Here is a 16,616-nt window from a genome sequence, read left to right as displayed (position 1 = left end):
ATGACAAACGCCTGAAGTGTCAGCCCGACGAGGTCGGATTTGGGTTTTCGCCCCGCTCACGCCGGATTTTGACACTGGGCATGGTGTCTGCGACCGAGCAGACGCAATCGGGTTTATGTTGCAGGATCATCTGGTGAATTCGGTTCTTGTGTAGCGGTTTGGTCAGGTAGTGGTCCAAGCCGGCTGACAGAATACCCTGATCATCCCCCGCCATGGCATGGGCCGTCAGGGCAACGATAGGAACGTGACGACCGGTTGCAACCTCAAGCCCGCGAATTTCCGCTGTTGCCTGTTTGCCGTCCATCTTCGGCATTGAAATATCCATGAAGATCAGATCTGGCTCGAACGCCTGATAGATCTCAACTGCTTCAATCCCATTGGAGGCAAAGCGAAGATCGATATTCAGATCCTTGACCATCTTCTTCAGGATCAATTGGTTGGTGCGGTTGTCTTCTGCGGCAAGAACCCTCATGCGTCGGGGGTGCGCAGATTCAGAATCTCGCTTTTTAGAGACTGTTTTACCCACATCCAGAGCGCCCCTTTCCAACGATGAGCCATCGAGTGCCATCAGCCTGCCATACAACTCGGATCGAGGGATGGGTTTCTGCAAGACACCGTCGATCAGGTCAAGGGCAGGATGCGCGTGAATCAAACCGGGGCTTGCAGACATCACGACCACCGGAATGTCACCCCACCCGCGATCCCTGAGCGCGACCGCAAGATCCAACCCATCCATATCCGGCAGATCGTGGTCACAAAGAACCAGATCAATCTGATCATTCATCTGTGACAGCGCCTCGGTCCCCGACGTGCAAACTGTCACCTCAGCCCCCAGTCGTCCAAGCTGCTTGGCAAGAATGGCCCGGTTCACGGCAAGATCTTCGACCAGCAGGACATGTTTCAAACAATCCGCCAGGTTCGGAGGCTCGGGTTGCGGGCCTTCTACCGTGGGCAGTGTCACGCGAAAACCGAAACAGGATCCCTGTTCCGGTTCGCTTTCAACCCAGACCGTGCCGCCCATCAAGGTGATCAGCCGCTTGGTGATGGCAAGGCCAAGCCCGGTGCCTTCAAACTGGCGGTTGCGCTCGTCTTCGACCTGATTGAACTCGCCAAATATGTGGTCGATTTTCTCGGCGTCGATGCCAATTCCGGTGTCTTCAATCGCGATATGGATGTCGCAGATCTGCGCATCCGGGTTGGGCACCCCTGTCACCCGGACCAGCACGTAGCCTTCGGAGGTGAACTTGACGGCGTTGCCGACCAGATTGGTCAGAACCTGCCGTATCCGACCAGGATCGCCCACAAAAAGGGTTGGCAAGAACAAGTCGTAATCCACCAGCAATGTCAGCCCCTTATCCCGCACGCTGGGCTGTAGCAGCATCGCAACCTCAAGAATGCAACGTTCAAGATCAAACTGTTCGGGGTGCAGAGTCAGCTTGTCCGCCTCAATCTTGGAATAATCCAGAACGTCGTTGATGATGACCAGCAACGCCTCACCCGAATTGCGGATCGTGTTGACGTATAGCCGCTGCTCTTCGTCCAGCGGTGTCTCGTCCAGCAATTCGGACATGCCAACGATGCCGTTCATCGGGGTGCGGATTTCATGGCTCATATTGGCCAGAAAGGCCGACTTGGCCCGGTTTGCTGCTTCGGCTCGCTCGCGCGCCGCCTTAAGCTCGATTTCGTGCCGGACCGACGCTGTGATGTTGAGAGCAAGGCTCACCATATCACCACCGCTGCCGCGCTGGTCGATCAGGCGGATATAGTGACCGTTCCAAAGCTGCATAACGATTGGTGGCGGGTTGGCGCGGCTCCAGCGGGCCAGCATTCTGTCCTGCCAGTCTTCTGCGGATTCATCCCCGATATCGACAATACCTTCTGACGTCAGCAAATGCAGAATACGCGGGTATGATATTCCCGGCGCGACCTCGTCCAGGCCTTCAAAAACGCTCAGATACGCGGTGTTTGCGCCGATCAGCCGGTTGTCACCGTCAAAAAAGGCAAATCCGTCCTGTATTGTCTGAATCGAGTGCCACAAACGGCGTTCGGCAACCTCGATCTTGGCGTTGGCCACGCAGAGATCGGATTTGACCTTTTCGTTTTCATCCCGAACGGTTTCAACCTCAGCCTGCGTTTCGCCAATACGTTTGGTCAACGCCATGGCATGTTGGCCGAGTTTGCGATTGGCTGCCGAAAGCTCGGCCTGTTTCAGGGCCAGCATCCGTTCAGCTGCCAAACGCGCGCGCCGTTCCTGTGCCAATTTATGTGCAAGACTCATTTGATTGATTCCAGAACGCTCTGCTCCCAGCATCCCGGCGGAAGATGAAAAACTGTTTAAGCCGTTGCACAACAGGCGTACACCATGCAACGCTGTGCCCAAAGAGGAGGGCACCATGCGCCGCTTTGTTTTTATTTCAATAACTTACGTCTTTTCACTTTTAGTCCTGCCCGGCGCCACCCAGGCGCAAGATGCAGTGCCTGATTTCCGCTACATCACGACACGGGACGCAGATTTTTATGGCTCGGATCTGGACGCCCTTTTCGATACCGATCTGAAGTCCTGCATTCAGGCTTGTTCCGCCAATACACTTTGCACCGCGTTCACCTACAACACCCGATCCAATGCCTGTTTTCCAAAAAGCGGTGTAAACCGGCAAGAGACCTATCAGGGGGCTGTGTCTGCGCAGAAGGTATCTACCGCAGATCAGACCCAAACATTGGCCAAAACGCGTGCAGATGCGTTGAATGTACTTGGTACTGCCGACCTGAAGCAGGCCGCAGATCAGGCCCGAGATCTGGGCTTTGTGCATATTGCACAGGGCAACGACCTGCAGGCTGTTCTGGACGCGGCGCGCAGCGCGAGCAGCCCGCGGCAGGCGATGAATTGGACTGGTGTGGCCGTATCGCTCAGCGATGCGCCTGATCTGTGGGTGGAATACGCGCGCCTGTTGTTGCAGACAGACTCTTCGGACTGGAGTGAAAGGCGCGACCTGCGCAACCGTGCGCTGAATGCCGCAACCAATGGCTATTTGCGCGCGGACGCTCCCGGCACGCAGGTTGCCGCCCTGATGGCATTGGCCCGCGCCCTCGAGGAGGTCGAGCGTGGGCGCGATATGATCCCGGTGCTGCGGCTGGCCGAGCAAATCCAACCGCGCGAGGATGTACTGGCCGCACTGAATGATGCCATCGGGAAATACGGGTTTCGCGTGGTCGACAGTTCTGTCGAAAGCGACGCCGCCGCGCCGCGGATCTGCGTCGAGTTTTCGGAACCGTTGGTCAAGGCGGGGGTCGACTATGATCCGTTTGTCCAGCGCAACGATGACGGGTTGGTGGTACAGGCTGAGGGCAGGCAGCTTTGCGTTGACGGTGTCGCCCATGGTCAGCGCTATCGCCTGACGCTACGCGAAGGCTTGCCTTCCGCCTCGGGCGAGGCGCTGAACCGCAATGTTGAGCTTACCCATTACGTGCGCGACCGGGCGCCTTTAGTCCGGTTTCCCGGGCGCAGCTACGTGCTGCCGAAATCCGCTGATGCTGCGTTGCCCGTTGAAACGGTCAACGTCACCGAGCTGAACCTGATCCTGCGGAGGGTCAGCGACCGGAACCTGTTGCGCGCGGTTCAGCAGGATTTCTTCGGTCGCCCGCTCAGTGAATGGCAGGAAGCAGAATTTTCCGATGAAATTGCCGAGGATATCTGGACCGGTACCGCCGAAGTGGCCAACGAACTGAACCAGACCATGACGGCGCGCCTGCCAATAGCCGAGGCGATCGCGGATCAGCCCGCCGGCATCTATGCGCTGACCGCCCGTGTTCCGGGGGCTGATCCCTATGACGACCCGGGCGCAACGCAATGGTTTGTTCTGTCCGATCTTGGGATCAGCAGCGTGCTTGGCACCGATGGATTGCACGTCACGGTGCGCGGGTTGAGCGACGCGGCACCCCGTGAAGGTGTCGAGGTTTCACTGGTCACAAGCGCAAATGCGGTCATCGCCCAAGCGCGAACGGATGAATCAGGTTATGTCCGGTTCGATCCCGGCCTGACACGGGGCAAGGGTGCCAGTGCGCCCGCGCTGGTGATGGCATCGACCGGGGACAGCGACTTCAGCTTTCTATCCCTGACCGATCCTGCCTTTGACCTGTCAGATCGTGGTGTTGAAGGACGTGCACCTGCGGGGCCGGTTGATGTTTTTCTAGCCACGGATCGCGGCGCTTATCGAGCCGGAGAGGTGATACACCTCACCGCCCTTTCGCGCGATGGTGAGGCGCAGGCTATCGAGGGCCTGCCCCTGATTGCGATCCTGTATCGCCCTGACGGCGTGGAATACCGCCGAACCGTCTCGGATGGCGGCGTCGCCGGGGGGCATATCTTTGCCCTGCCTGTTGCGGAGGATGCACCACGCGGCGCTTGGCGGATCGAGATCAGGTCTGATCCCAAAGGCGATGCGCTGGCGCGACAAACAGTGCTGGTAGAAGACTTCCTGCCGGAACGTATAGATTTTGAGCTGACCCTGCCGGACGCGCCCCTGCGTCCTGGCGACAGCCCTCCGCTTTCGATCGACGCGCGCTATCTGTTTGGTGCGCCGGGGTCGGACCTGAGCATCGACGGTCAGGTTATCGCACGCCCGGCGGACACAGTGCCGGGCTACGACGGGTATCGCTTTGGCCGCTATGACGCCGAGACATCGATCAAAAGCACCTATTTTGGTGACACGCGTACAGATGCAAACGGCAAAGCATCTATTGCCGTTGAAATCCCTGTGTTAGAGACGGAAGGGAAGCCAATTGAAGCCGAGGTTATTGCGCGACTGGCTGACGGCTCAGGCCGCCCTGTTGAACGTCACCTGAGCGTTCCTGTCCTGCCGCCGCAACCTGTCATCGGTGTCAAACCCCTGTTCGAGGACGTACTCCCCGAAGGTACCGAGGCCGCGTTTCAGATCATCGGCCTTGCACCCGACCTGAGCCCCAGCCCGATGCGCCTGCGCTGGACGCTGAACAAGATCGAAACGCGGTATCAATGGTATCAGCTTTACGGAAACTGGAATTGGGAACCGACAACCAGACGCACTCGCGTTGCCACCGGAGAGATTGACGTCGCCACTATTCCTTTGACGTTGTCCCAACCCGTGGACTGGGGCCGTTATGAACTGGTGGTCCAACGTATTGATGGCACCTTTACGGAAACCGCTGTCGATTTCCACGCAGGCTGGTATCAGGCCGCAGATGCTTCGACCACGCCTGACCGGCTTGAGATGTCGCTGGATCGCGACAGCTATCGCGCCGGGGAAACCGCACAGCTGCGCATCGTTCCGCGCATGGCAGGTATCGCCCAAGTCGAAGTGTTGTCGAACCGACTGATCCATCGCCAGATGGTTGCCGTAAAGGAGGGCGAGACAGTTATCCCGATAGAGGTGACAGAAGATTGGGGTGCAGGTGCCTATGTCACAGCCACGGTGATCCGACCGATGGATGTTGCGGCCGGTCAGAACCCGGCACGCGCCATGGGCGTCGCCTATGCTGCCATTGATCCTGCGGATCGCACGCTGTCGGTTGCCGTTGAGGTGCCCGAGGTTACCTCGCCCCTTCAAACACAAAAGGCCCTTGTTAGGGTCGAAAATGTTGCAAGCGATGATCCAGTCTGGCTGACCCTTGCTGCTGTGGATGTGGGCATCCTCAACCTGACGGAGTTCGAAAGCCCAAGCCCGCAAGAGTACTACTTCGGGCAACGTCGGCTGGGCGTGGACCTGCGAGATGTTTACGGGCGGCTGATCGACGGCATGAATGGAGCGATGGGTACGGTTCGCTCTGGCGGCGACAATGACAACGGGATGCGCCGCCAATCCCCGCCACCGACGCAAGATCTGATGGCGGTGTTCAGCGGCCCGGTTCAGGTCGGTGCGGATGGCGCGGTTGAGGTCGACATCCCCCTGCCCGCCTTCAATGGTACGGTCCGACTGATGGCCGTCGCGTGGTCACAAAAAGCCGTCGGTCAGGCCGAAGCTGAAATGATCGTCCGCGACCCGGTGGTGGTTACGGCCAGTCTGCCGCGGTTTCTGGCCCCAGGCGATCAAAGCCGGATGCGCCTTGAGATCGTCCATGCGGATGGCGCATCCGGAGACATGGCGCTTGGCCTGACCACCACTGGTGGGCTGGAACTGGGCCCGGTACCGGCACGCTTTCAGCTGGAGGATGGTGGCAAAGCGGTGTTCGACATCCCTGTTACAGCCCATGTCATTGGCGATCCAGAGATCAGCGTTTCCATCACCACACCAGACGGGCGCGATCTGTCGCAAACCCTACGGATGCCGGTGCGGGCCAACGATCCCGTAATTGCCCGGACGCGGCGCTTTGCGCTGGGTGCGGGTGACAGCTTTTTGTTTTCGCAGGATGTTTTTGACGGGTTTCAACCCGGCTCGGCCAAAGCCATCCTGTCAGCCGGGGCGTTGGCCAAATTTGACACGCCCGGCCTGCTGGATCAGTTGAACCGTTACCCTTATGGCTGCACCGAGCAGATCACAAGCAAGGCGCTGCCGCTGCTTTACCTGTCCTCCGTCGCGCAGGCCTCGGGGCTGGGCAATGGCCCGGAGGTGGATCAGCGCATCACGGAATCAATCCGAAGCATCCTGACTCGTCAGGCTGCAAACGGTGCCTTTGGCCTGTGGCGCGCAGGCAGCGGTGATTTCTGGCTGGACGCCTATGTGACCGATTTCCTGTCGCGCGCCCGTGCGCAGGGGCACCCGGTACCGGATCGGGCTTTTGCGCAGGCCATGGATAACCTGCGCAATCGGGTCAACTATGCGCCGGATTTCGACGAAGGTGGTCAGGATATCGCTTATGCCCTGATGGTTCTTGCGCGGGAAGGCGCGGCGGCGATGGGCGATCTGCGCTATTATGCGGATGTCAAAGGGGATGCTTTTGACACGCCGTTGGCCGCCGCACAACTGGGCGCTGCGCTGGCGTCGTACGGGGACCAGACCCGCGCAGACGCGATGTTCGCCCGTGCGGCGCGGATGCTGCAACAGGTGCCGAACTATCAGGAAAACCACTGGCGCGCGGATTACGGCACCCGCCTGCGGGATGCGGCGGGCCTGCTGACCCTAGCCGTAGATGCGGGCAGCGAGGCGATTGACCGCAACGCATTGATCCAACGGGTAAGCACGGGCCGAACACCCCTGTCCACACAAGAGGCCGCGTGGTCCCTGTTGGCGGCGCACGCGCTGGTGTCAGACCCTTCCGGGTCCGGCTTGACGGTCAATGGCGTGTCAGTTTCCGGCCCCTTTGTTCAGGTTCTGCAATCCAGGCAGGCGGAAGAGGTCAACATCACTGCGACCGACGGTCAGGCCACCGATATCACCCTGACGGTGACCGGAATCCCCGAGGATCCGCCAGGGGCTGGTGGTACCGGCTATGCAATCGAACGGCAGTATTATTCGATGGACGGCGATCTGATTGACGCAAGCCGCTTTGCCGTGGGGGACCGGTTTGTTACGGTTCTGACGGTCACGCCGTTTGAAAGCGGTGGGGCGCGTCTGATGGTGGACGATCCTCTTGCCGCCGGGATCGAGATTGACAACCCGAACCTGCTGCGATCGGGCGATGTGCGGTCGCTGGACTGGTTGGATCTGTCTGATGCCACACATACCGAGTTCCGCTCGGACAGGTTTCTGGCTGCGGTTAACCTGTCAAGGCGCCAGACCGTGACACTGGCTTATGTCGCCCGTGCCGTCACACCGGGCGTGTTCCACCGTCCCGCGGCCTCGGTCGAAGATATGTACCGCCCCCAGAACCGTGCGCGAACGGCGACGGGACGGGTCGAGGTGCAGTGACCGGACGTCGTTCATACCCCTGTTTGGGCGGCTCTCATGCCTAGGGTGCCGCGCCTGTTATTTGCGTTGGCCGGTGCTCTCTATCTGGCGGCGTTGGCGCGGGATGGTGTCGACCGCTGGGTCGACACCACGGTGCTGCCGCCCGTTCTGACTGAAACTTCGGTCGAGATGCGGGATCGTAACGGCGACCTCCTGCGTGTGTTTCCAGTTGCAGATGGCATCTGGAGGCTGCAGCCCGGTGTGGTCGATCCCAATTTCACCACCATGCTGATCCGGTACGAAGACAAACGTTTCTGGACCCACGCGGGCGTGGACCCTGTCGCGTTGCTGCGCGCAGCCGGGCAAAGCCTTTGGAACGGGCGCGCGGTTTCGGGCGGGTCAACCCTGACCATGCAGGTCGCGCGGCTGATCGAAGATGGATCGACCGGACGCTGGAGTGGCAAGTTTCGCCAGATTAGGGTCGCATTGGCGCTGGAACGGCAGCTGAGCAAGACACAGATCCTGAACCTCTACCTGACCCATGCTCCCTATGGCGGCAATCTGGAAGGTATCCGTGCCGGTGCCCGTGCCTGGTTCGGCAAAGAAGCAACCCGTTTGACCGCCGCACAGGCGGCCCTGCTGGTCGCTTTGCCGCAATCCCCGGAGGCGCGGCGCCCGGATCGCAGACCCGAGGCAGCCCAAATTGCCCGTGATCGGATTTTGCGCAGGTTGGAGCGCCACGGCGTATTGACCAAGGCTGAGATGCACGCAGCCCTGACGGAAACCATTCCTGATCGAATGATCCCGTTTCTGCGCCTTGCACCCCATCTGACCGACCGCGTGAAAGGCCAAACCCGTGCAACCGGAGTATTTGATCTGACCCTGGATGCAGGGGTGCAAGCCCGGTTGGAAACTGTGGTCGCTCGGGCCGCCGCGCGCGTCGGGCCGCGCGTGTCCGGTGCGCTGATCGTGGCAGATCATCGCGACGGTAAGATTTTGGCCTCGGTCGGGTCAGCCGGGTATCAGGATGCACGACAAGGGTTCGTGGATATGACCCAAGCCGTGCGGTCGCCCGGATCGACGCTGAAACCCCTGGTTTACGGGCTGGCATTCGATCAGGGGCTGGCCCATCCGGAAACCCTGATCAGCGATAGCCCGGTGATGTTCGGACGTTACGCCCCGCGAAACTTCGATGGCGTTTTCCGAGGCGATGTAAGGGTTCGGGACGCGCTGCAATTGTCGCTGAATATCCCTGTCGTGCGCCTGACGCACGAGCTGGGCCCTGCGCGCGTGATGGCAGCACTGCGGACAGCAGGATCAGAACCGCGCCTGAGCAGTGGTACACCCGGATTGGCAATATCCTTGGGTGGCGTCGGTCTGAGCTTGCATGATCTTATGCAGATCTACGTGACGCTGGCCGCTGGTGGGCAAGGCCCGATCCTGCGCCATGACGCCCTGGCTGATGCACGGCTCACCTCTCGTGTTTTGTCCGAAACCTCGGCATGGCAGATTGCGGATATTCTATCCGGGATCACACCATCCACGGGCAGCACTTCAGGGACGCTGGCCTTCAAAACGGGAACCTCTTATGGGCACCGCGATGCCTGGGCCATTGGCTTTGACGGGCAGCATGTCATCGGGGTCTGGCTGGGACGCGCGGATGGCACACCTGTTCCCGGCGCATTCGGAGGGGACGTTGCCGCGCCGCTTCTGACCGAGGCTTTCGGCCTGCTGAAACCCGAACTCACGCCCCTGCGCCCACCGCCACCATCAACACTGTTGGTTGGCGCGGCGCAATTGCCGCAACCGTTGCAACGTTTCCGGCCCCGCGCGGCGGCTTTCGAAACGGACCAAACCGCACCTGATCTGTTGTTTCCACCAGAAAACGCTGTGTTAGAGACTTTCGGGAGCCCTCTGACGGTGAAACTACGCGGTGGTGTCGGGCCGTTTTCCGTTCTGACCAACGGCGTGCCTGTCTTGACCGGGCAACGGCAGCGAGAATTCGAAATTCCCAATCCCGGACCCGGATTTACCTCACTTGTGGTGGTGGATGCACAGGGCCAATCCGACCGGGCCTCGTTCCGGATCGACCAGAGCGCGCCCGGTTCCCGTTAAAGAACAGCAACGGGCCAGCGTTAACGCCGCCCTTCCCGCAGCCAACCGCCCAGCAAAAAGCCCCCAGCCAGTAGCAAGACAAGCCAGGGCGGCAGCAACCCGGCCTGCGTGACATCCCGCGTCTCATACGCGTTGCGTGGGGTCAAACCGATCCAGCCTCGCCCGGCGGCGGGGCGTCCGGCGCGCACGTTGCGGATCGACGGCAGCCCATCTTCCAGTTGGATCACACCGCCCCGCATCCCGGCCAGTACCGGTTCAAGGACATCACCAGTCGCGATGGTGCGCTCGAACTCCTTCGGTGCAGCAGGGCCAAGGCCGATCGCAGCCATGTGGTCACCTTCCTGCAAACGATAAAGGCCGATCTCGGGGCCGTAATACTGCGCTTCAAACCGACCCGGAGAAACCTCTTTCAAAGTAACCTCCAACGTCTCACCATTCGGCAAGGTGACTGTTACCGGGCCGACTTCTGTCCCGAGCGTCTGACGAATGATACGCATGGACTGACCGTTGGCCTCGGCCCACAACGCCTCTTCTTCCAGTTCCGGTTCTTTCATCATCCAATGGGCCAGCCTGCGCAACAGCTCCAGCTGCGGACCCCCTCCTTCGAAGCCACGACTCCAAAGCCAGGCATGGTCAGACGCAAGCATCGCAACGCGCCCTTCGCCGACACGGTTCAGGACAAGCAGCGGACGATCCTCGACCCCGGTCATCAGCACGTCGCCCGAGCGATGTTTCACGTCGATCTGTCGCAACCACGCCCCCCAATCCTCGGATTCTCCAAGGTTGGTCGTGACCGGGTGACGATGCCCCAGATCACTGACCATCGGCACATATCGTTCCTCGATCACCCGCGCGGTTGGCTGAGCAGGCAGAACTGGCGCCAAGGGCGAGCGGAAGATGCTGTCGGCACCGGCGAAATCAGGTCCGGCGGCAACCAGGACCGCGCCGCCTTCGTTGATGTAGCTTGTGACATTGTCCAGATAAATCGCAGGCAGAATCCCGCGCCGCTTGTAGCGGTCAAAGATGATCAGGTCGAAATCGTTGATCTTTTCCAGAAACAACTCACGAGTCGGGAAGGCAATCAGCGACAGCTCGTCCACCGGCACACCATCCTGTTTCTCGGGCGGGCGCAGAATGGTGAAATGCACCAGATCAACAGAACTGTCAGATTTCAACAGGTTGCGCCACGTGCGACCGCCCGGATGCGGCTCGCCCGAGACCAGCAGCACACGCAGGCGGTCCCTTACGCCATTCATCTGGATCAGGGCCGTGTTGTTGCGGTCGGTCAACTCGCCCTCAGCCTGAGGGACGGAAAACTGGATCACGTTGCGCCCGCCATGGGGCAAAGTGACGGGCAGTTCGACATCGCGACCGACTGGAATGCTGAACTGCTCGGGCTCGCCCCCGTCCACCGAAATTTCCAACGGTGCAGATGTTGCACCTGCGGGGGCAGCTCCGCTGTCTTCGACGCGCAGGGTCAAGGTCACCGATTCACCGATTATGGCGAAAGCAGGGGCGTTTCGGACAATAAGCCTGCGATCCCAGTCGCTTTCCCGCCCGGTTTGCAGCAGGTGCATCGGTGCGGGCAGATCCGGGGCCTGATCGACATCATGCACTATCCCGTCGGACACCACGAGGATACCGGCAATACGCGCACGCGGCTCTTCGGCCAGGGCCTCATTCAGGGCTGCCATGATCTGCGTGCCCTCATCGCCTTCACCATCGCCGACCCGGATGCGGCGCAGTTCTGTATTGTCGCGTGCCTCGATCTCGGTGGCCAAATCCTCTGCGGCCATAGCCGTTTGTTCCACCCGGTCTGAAAGCGTCTGGCTGGCGCTTTCATCCTCGAACATCAGAACGATATCTGTCAGAGGTGCACGATCCTCGATCTGATAGACAGGGCCGGACAGCGCAGCGATGATCACCAGCGCCGCCAACCCACGCAAGGCCCATCCCGACAACCCGCGCCACAAGGCCATCACGACCCCGGCCACGGCAATCATACCCACGACAAGCAGCATCGCCCACGGGATCAGCGGATCAAAGATCACGGTTCCTGTCATTGTCCCAACCTGTCCAGAAGGGCGGGCACGTGAACCTGATCGGATTTGTAGTTCCCCGTCAGCACATGCATCACCAGATTGACACCAAAACGATTGGCCAACTCGCGTTGCCGTTCCCCGGCATAACCGCGCCCGACGGGTAACAAAGCCTGCCCGTTGCGATCCACCGCCCAGGCACCGGCCCAGTCATTGCCGCCAATGACCACCGGCGTCACATTGTCGTTCAGATTGCGGAAAGGCATCCCGTCGATCTGTTCTGCATCCAGCGGCGCAGCTTCGACCCAAACCTCGGTGCCTGAATATCGGCCCGGAAAATCCTGTAACAGGTAGAACGTGCGTGTCAGAACATGATCGCGCGGTATCGGCTCTAACGCGGGGATATTCAGCGGGCCGGCCAGTTGTTGCAGTTTGCGGCCATTTGGGCTGGAGGCACCGAAACCGGCGATATCCGCATCACGTGTGTCAAACAGGATCATCCCTCCGGACCGCAGATAGGCGTTCAGCTTGACATAGGCCTCGGCTGAAGGTTGCGACTGGTTCGCTGAGATCGGCCAATAAAGCAACGGAAAGAACGCGAGTTCATCCCGTTCCAGATCAACACCGATAGGGTCTGCGGGTTCAACCGATGTGCGATAGAGCAGGGTTTGGCCAAGCCCGCGCAACCCGGCTTGCGCAATATCATCTACCTGCGCATCGCCAGTCAGGACATGCGCCAATACCAGTTCGTGGGTCGCAGCCAATGCAAACTCGGTGTCCTCAGGCGTTTGTGCGTGACCTTCGGGGACCAGCAGTAAACCGACCAGCGCAGCAACCGTTGTTCGGGCCAAACCCAACCTGCCCGACAAAGCAAGCGATGCAATAACATCGACTGTCAGCAAAATCAGTGCAAGGCTGAGCAACAGACCGCCCAGTGGCGTTTCCGTACTGACCTCCTGCCCTTTGATCGGCACATTCGCGGGCCAGACAACAGGGCGCAGCTGAGTTTCTTCCGAAACGACGTTCAACGCCAACTTCTGCTTGCCACTTTCATAAAGACCCGGACGCAGTTCCGGCCCGATCTGGCCCGATATCAGTTCAACACCGTCGACACCTGCCAGGGTTCCGGCATCTGACAAGGTGCCAAACCCGTCCATGATTTGTACCGGCTCCCATGTTGTTCCCAGTAACTGAGCCTCTTGCCGGGACTTTGCAGCCGAAGCCACGGCCAGCCGATCCAGCATTTCAACGAACAGGCCCGACAGTGGCAGGCTGGACCATTCTGCATCGGCGGTCACATGGAACAACACCACCTGCCCCAACCCCAACGCCTTACGAGTCACCAAAGGCGTGCCGTCAGACAGTGAGGCAATTACGCGATCCGCCAAGTTAGGGTCTGGTTGTGCCATGACCTGAGTGGAAACGACCACGTCATCAGGGACGTCCAGTCCATAGAAGGGCGAGGTTTCGGGGAATGGTGCCAAGGTCTTGGCCTCACCCCAGCTCATCGCGCCGCCGACAGATCGCCCACCGCTGCGCAGCCGTGCAGGCAGCAGGGTGTCTTCGGTGTCACGCCCAAGATCGCTGGCCGCCATGCGCGGGCCGGCAAAGCGCAGCAACAAACCGCCCTGTTCGACCCATTCAATCAGGTCCGCCTCTTCCGGTTCCGACATCTGGGCCACATCTGACAGAACAATGACATCCGGATTGGCGGGCAGAACTTCGGGTAGGCCACCATCGACGAAATCCGCCGTGGGGCTCAGGACCTGAGTCAGATAATGCAGGGGTGACAGCAGCTCCAGACCTTCGCGGTTCAAACTCCCGGCAATCAGCGCGACCTCGCGCCGACGCAGGCTGTCATCGGTCAGGGTCACGGCCCCGGCAGACCTTTGGCCCTGGATTTCGAACCGCGTGATCCGCGCGCGGAGTTCGGATGGCAGCGCCAGATCGACCTGCGCCGAAGCGTTCCCGGCTTCCAGGGTCAGTTCCACTGAATGTAGCACACGCGCCGTTCCGGCCGGGTCGCGCCCTTGTGCCAATACTGTCACACGTTCCTCGGGTCCGGGGCCCGCGCGCTGCACTGTCAATTGGATCAACCCGTCCTGATAAGCGGCTGGCAGGATCGCCATGGGCCGGGACGCTGCCTGAAACACCACCACATCGCCACGAGCCTGCAAGCTGGAGACCAGCGCCGCATGATCTGCATAATCCAGCCGGTCGCTGAACCAATGGGTATCAAACCCGCCATCAATTGAATTTAGTGCCGCAATGGTCTGTGCGATCTGAGGTTCGGTCGGCTGCCATGGGTTGGGCATCAATCCCGGCAAATGCCCTCGCCATGCCTCGGCCGCCTGAAAAACGGGTGTTTCTGGTTCGGTCAGGCGCAGGATAGCCACCGTGCGCCCTGCGCGGCCAGCCTCGGTCAGTTGCGCATCGATCTGATCCAGCGTAGCCGACCATCGGGTCGCGCCAGCCCAACTGGCGTCCAGCACCATCAGCAGCGGCCCGGACCCGATCTCATCCCGCGACGGGTTCAGAACCGGACCGGCCAGACCTATGATCACCGCCGCAGCTGCCAGCATCCGCAGCAGCAACAGCCACCACGGCGTGCGGTCCGAAACGCTTTCGTCATCCTTCAGGCCCAAGAGCAACGTCACCGCCGGGAACATCCGGCGGATCGGCGCCGGCGGCACCGCGCGCAGGATCAGCCACAGGATCGGCAGGGTCAGAAGACCCAGCAGCACCCATGGAGCGGTAAAGCCGATGCCCGCCAGAACCGTCATCGCGTTCCCCCGTCCAGCGCACGATATATCCACAACAGAGCCGCTTGCGCGCTATCGCCCGTGTGATGCAGGCCCATTTGCCAGCCAGTCGCCCGGCAAAGCTGCGTCAGCGCATCCTTACGGTGGGCGAGGCGTTGCAGATAGCGGTCCCGCAGCTCTGCCGCCTTGAGGGTTTCGTGCCGGACGGACCCCCCGACGCTTTCGAAAATCGTACGCCCACGATAGGGAAATGTCTCTTCGCCCGGGTCCAGCACCTGAAGGATTACGCCGCGAACACCACGGTCTGCGGCTTTGGTCAGGGCCAGTTCAACTTCGTCCATTGGACCAAGAAAATCCGAAATGAACACGGCACGGGCATGCGGGATCATGGCGCGATGTTCAGGCGGGGCGTAATCCGTTTGATCATCCTCGGACCAGGCTTGCGCCAGCCGGATGATCTGCGCATTGCCACGCCGGGGTGGCAAGGTCGTGCCTGTTAGGCCAACACGCTCTCCACCGCGGACCAGCAGGATGGACGTTGCCAGTCCCAATAGCCGGGCGCGATCCGCCTTGGTCGGCAACGATTTGTCGGACGCAAACCGCATCGACGCCCCCTGATCGACCCAAAGCATTACCGATTGCGCGATCTGCCATTCGCGTTCCCGCACATATTGCTGATCTCCACGCGCCGAGCGGCGGTGGTCGATCATCCGGCGGCTGTCCCCGATCTGCGCGGGGCGGTATTGCCAGAAATCATCCCCCATGCCAGAGCGCCGCCGACCATGGTCACCCAGCAGAACGGTGCCCGCCAGATGCTCGGCCCGCGCCAAAAGGGGCGGCAGCCGCGATGCCTCGGCCTCGGATCTTTCGCGAAGGGTCAGCGCGGCATTCACGCTGCCGCCTCGGTCCGAATCAACCCGACAGCAGTCGAGTCGATCAGGTCGGCCAAACTGTCGCCGCGTGCCCGTGCCGCAAAGTTGAGAGCCATCCGGTGGCTAAGCACCGGGCGCGCCATGTCCAGCACATCCTCGGCATTGGGTGCCAGACGCCCCTGCAACATCGCACGTGCCCGAACCGTCATCATCAGCGCCTGCGCAGCGCGTGGCCCAGGACCCCACGCGACGGTTTCAGCAACCCGTTCGGATACACCCGCTTCTTCTGGGCGGAAGGCCCGCACCAGATCAAGGATCAGCTCGACAACCGATTCCCCGACCGGCATCCGACGCAGCAGGACCTGCGCAGCCAGCAACTCTTCCTTGCTGAAAATCTGATGTGCTTCGTCTTCGTCAACACCGGTCGTGGCCAGCAGAATATCCCGCTCGGTCTGGCGGTCGGGGTATTCTACATCGATCTGCACCAGAAACCGGTCCAGCTGCGCTTCGGGCAGGGGATAGGTGCCTTCCTGTTCGATCGGGTTTTGCGTGGCCAGAACATGGAATGGCACACCAAGGGAACGGTCCTCACCGGCCACTGTCACCGTGCGTTCCTGCATCGCCTGCAGCAGCGCAGATTGCGTTCGCGGGCTTGCGCGGTTGATTTCATCCGCCATCAGCAGCTGACAGAAGATCGGGCCTGGAATGAAACGGAAATGGCGGCTGCCATCATCGGCCGTATCCAACACCTCAGATCCAAGAATATCGGCGGGCATCAGGTCGGGCGTAAACTGAATGCGATTGCCATGCAGGCCCATCACGGTCGACAACGTCTCGACCAACCGCGTCTTGCCCAAGCCCGGCAGACCGATCAGAAGGGCGTGACCACCGCACAAAAGCGCAGCCAGGGTCAGGTCCACGACCCTTTCCTGCCCAATGAAGCGGCGGGTGATCGAGGCCTTGGCCTCTTGCAGCTTGTTTTCCAGCGCTTCGATCTCGGCTACGAGGTCGGCAGGTTCGTTCATGACT

The 16,616-nt window shown here is 60.7% G+C and carries 7 protein-coding genes; 2 read left to right on the top strand and 5 right to left on the bottom strand.

What is annotated here, in order from left to right:
* Nucleotides 1–19: 19 nt before the first annotated feature.
* Entirely contained in the window at nucleotides 20–2,278 is a 2,259-nt protein-coding gene (locus tag ACR0LL_RS13410) for a response regulator (RefSeq protein ID WP_480587512.1), read from the bottom strand.
* A 115-nt stretch (nucleotides 2,279–2,393) separates the two neighbouring features.
* Here ACR0LL_RS13410 and ACR0LL_RS13405 point away from each other — a divergent pair, with 115 nt between their 5' ends.
* Together ACR0LL_RS13405 and pbpC are read left to right on the top strand one after the other, a co-directional pair.
* Nucleotides 2,394–7,820, top strand: a complete 5,427-nt coding sequence (locus tag ACR0LL_RS13405; RefSeq protein ID WP_480587510.1) for an alpha-2-macroglobulin family protein — start codon at nucleotides 2,394–2,396, stop codon at nucleotides 7,818–7,820.
* A 36-nt stretch (nucleotides 7,821–7,856) separates the two neighbouring features.
* Entirely contained in the window at nucleotides 7,857–9,914 is a 2,058-nt protein-coding gene (gene pbpC / locus ACR0LL_RS13400; RefSeq protein WP_480587508.1) for a penicillin-binding protein 1C, read from the top strand.
* Nucleotides 9,915–9,934: 20 nt separating this feature from the next.
* Here the strand turns inward: pbpC and ACR0LL_RS13395 are convergent, their stop codons facing one another.
* Genes ACR0LL_RS13395 through ACR0LL_RS13380 form a run of 4 tightly spaced genes read right to left on the bottom strand, consistent with a single transcriptional unit; the run spans nucleotide 9,935 to nucleotide 16,612 of the window.
* Nucleotides 9,935–11,977: a hypothetical protein gene (locus ACR0LL_RS13395; RefSeq protein WP_480587505.1), complete on the bottom strand. Its 2,043-nt coding sequence runs from the start codon at nucleotides 11,975–11,977 to the stop codon at nucleotides 9,935–9,937.
* Nucleotides 11,974–14,736 (bottom strand): DUF4159 domain-containing protein, encoded by a 2,763-nt coding sequence (locus ACR0LL_RS13390; protein ID WP_480587502.1) that lies wholly within the window; start codon nucleotides 14,734–14,736, stop codon nucleotides 11,974–11,976. Before ACR0LL_RS13390 ends, ACR0LL_RS13395 begins: the two co-directional genes overlap by 4 nt.
* Entirely contained in the window at nucleotides 14,733–15,608 is an 876-nt protein-coding gene (locus tag ACR0LL_RS13385; RefSeq protein ID WP_267365920.1) for a DUF58 domain-containing protein, read from the bottom strand. Before ACR0LL_RS13385 ends, ACR0LL_RS13390 begins: the two co-directional genes overlap by 4 nt.
* Nucleotides 15,605–16,612 (bottom strand): AAA family ATPase, encoded by a 1,008-nt coding sequence (locus tag ACR0LL_RS13380; protein ID WP_480587500.1) that lies wholly within the window; start codon nucleotides 16,610–16,612, stop codon nucleotides 15,605–15,607. The genes ACR0LL_RS13385 and ACR0LL_RS13380 overlap by 4 nt, the downstream gene beginning before the upstream one ends.
* Nucleotides 16,613–16,616 lie beyond the last annotated feature (4 nt).

The organism is Ruegeria sp. AI2 (assembly GCF_056541275.1).
Note: the sequence above shows the minus strand (reverse complement) of the source record. Positions and strands in the feature narration are given on the sequence as shown.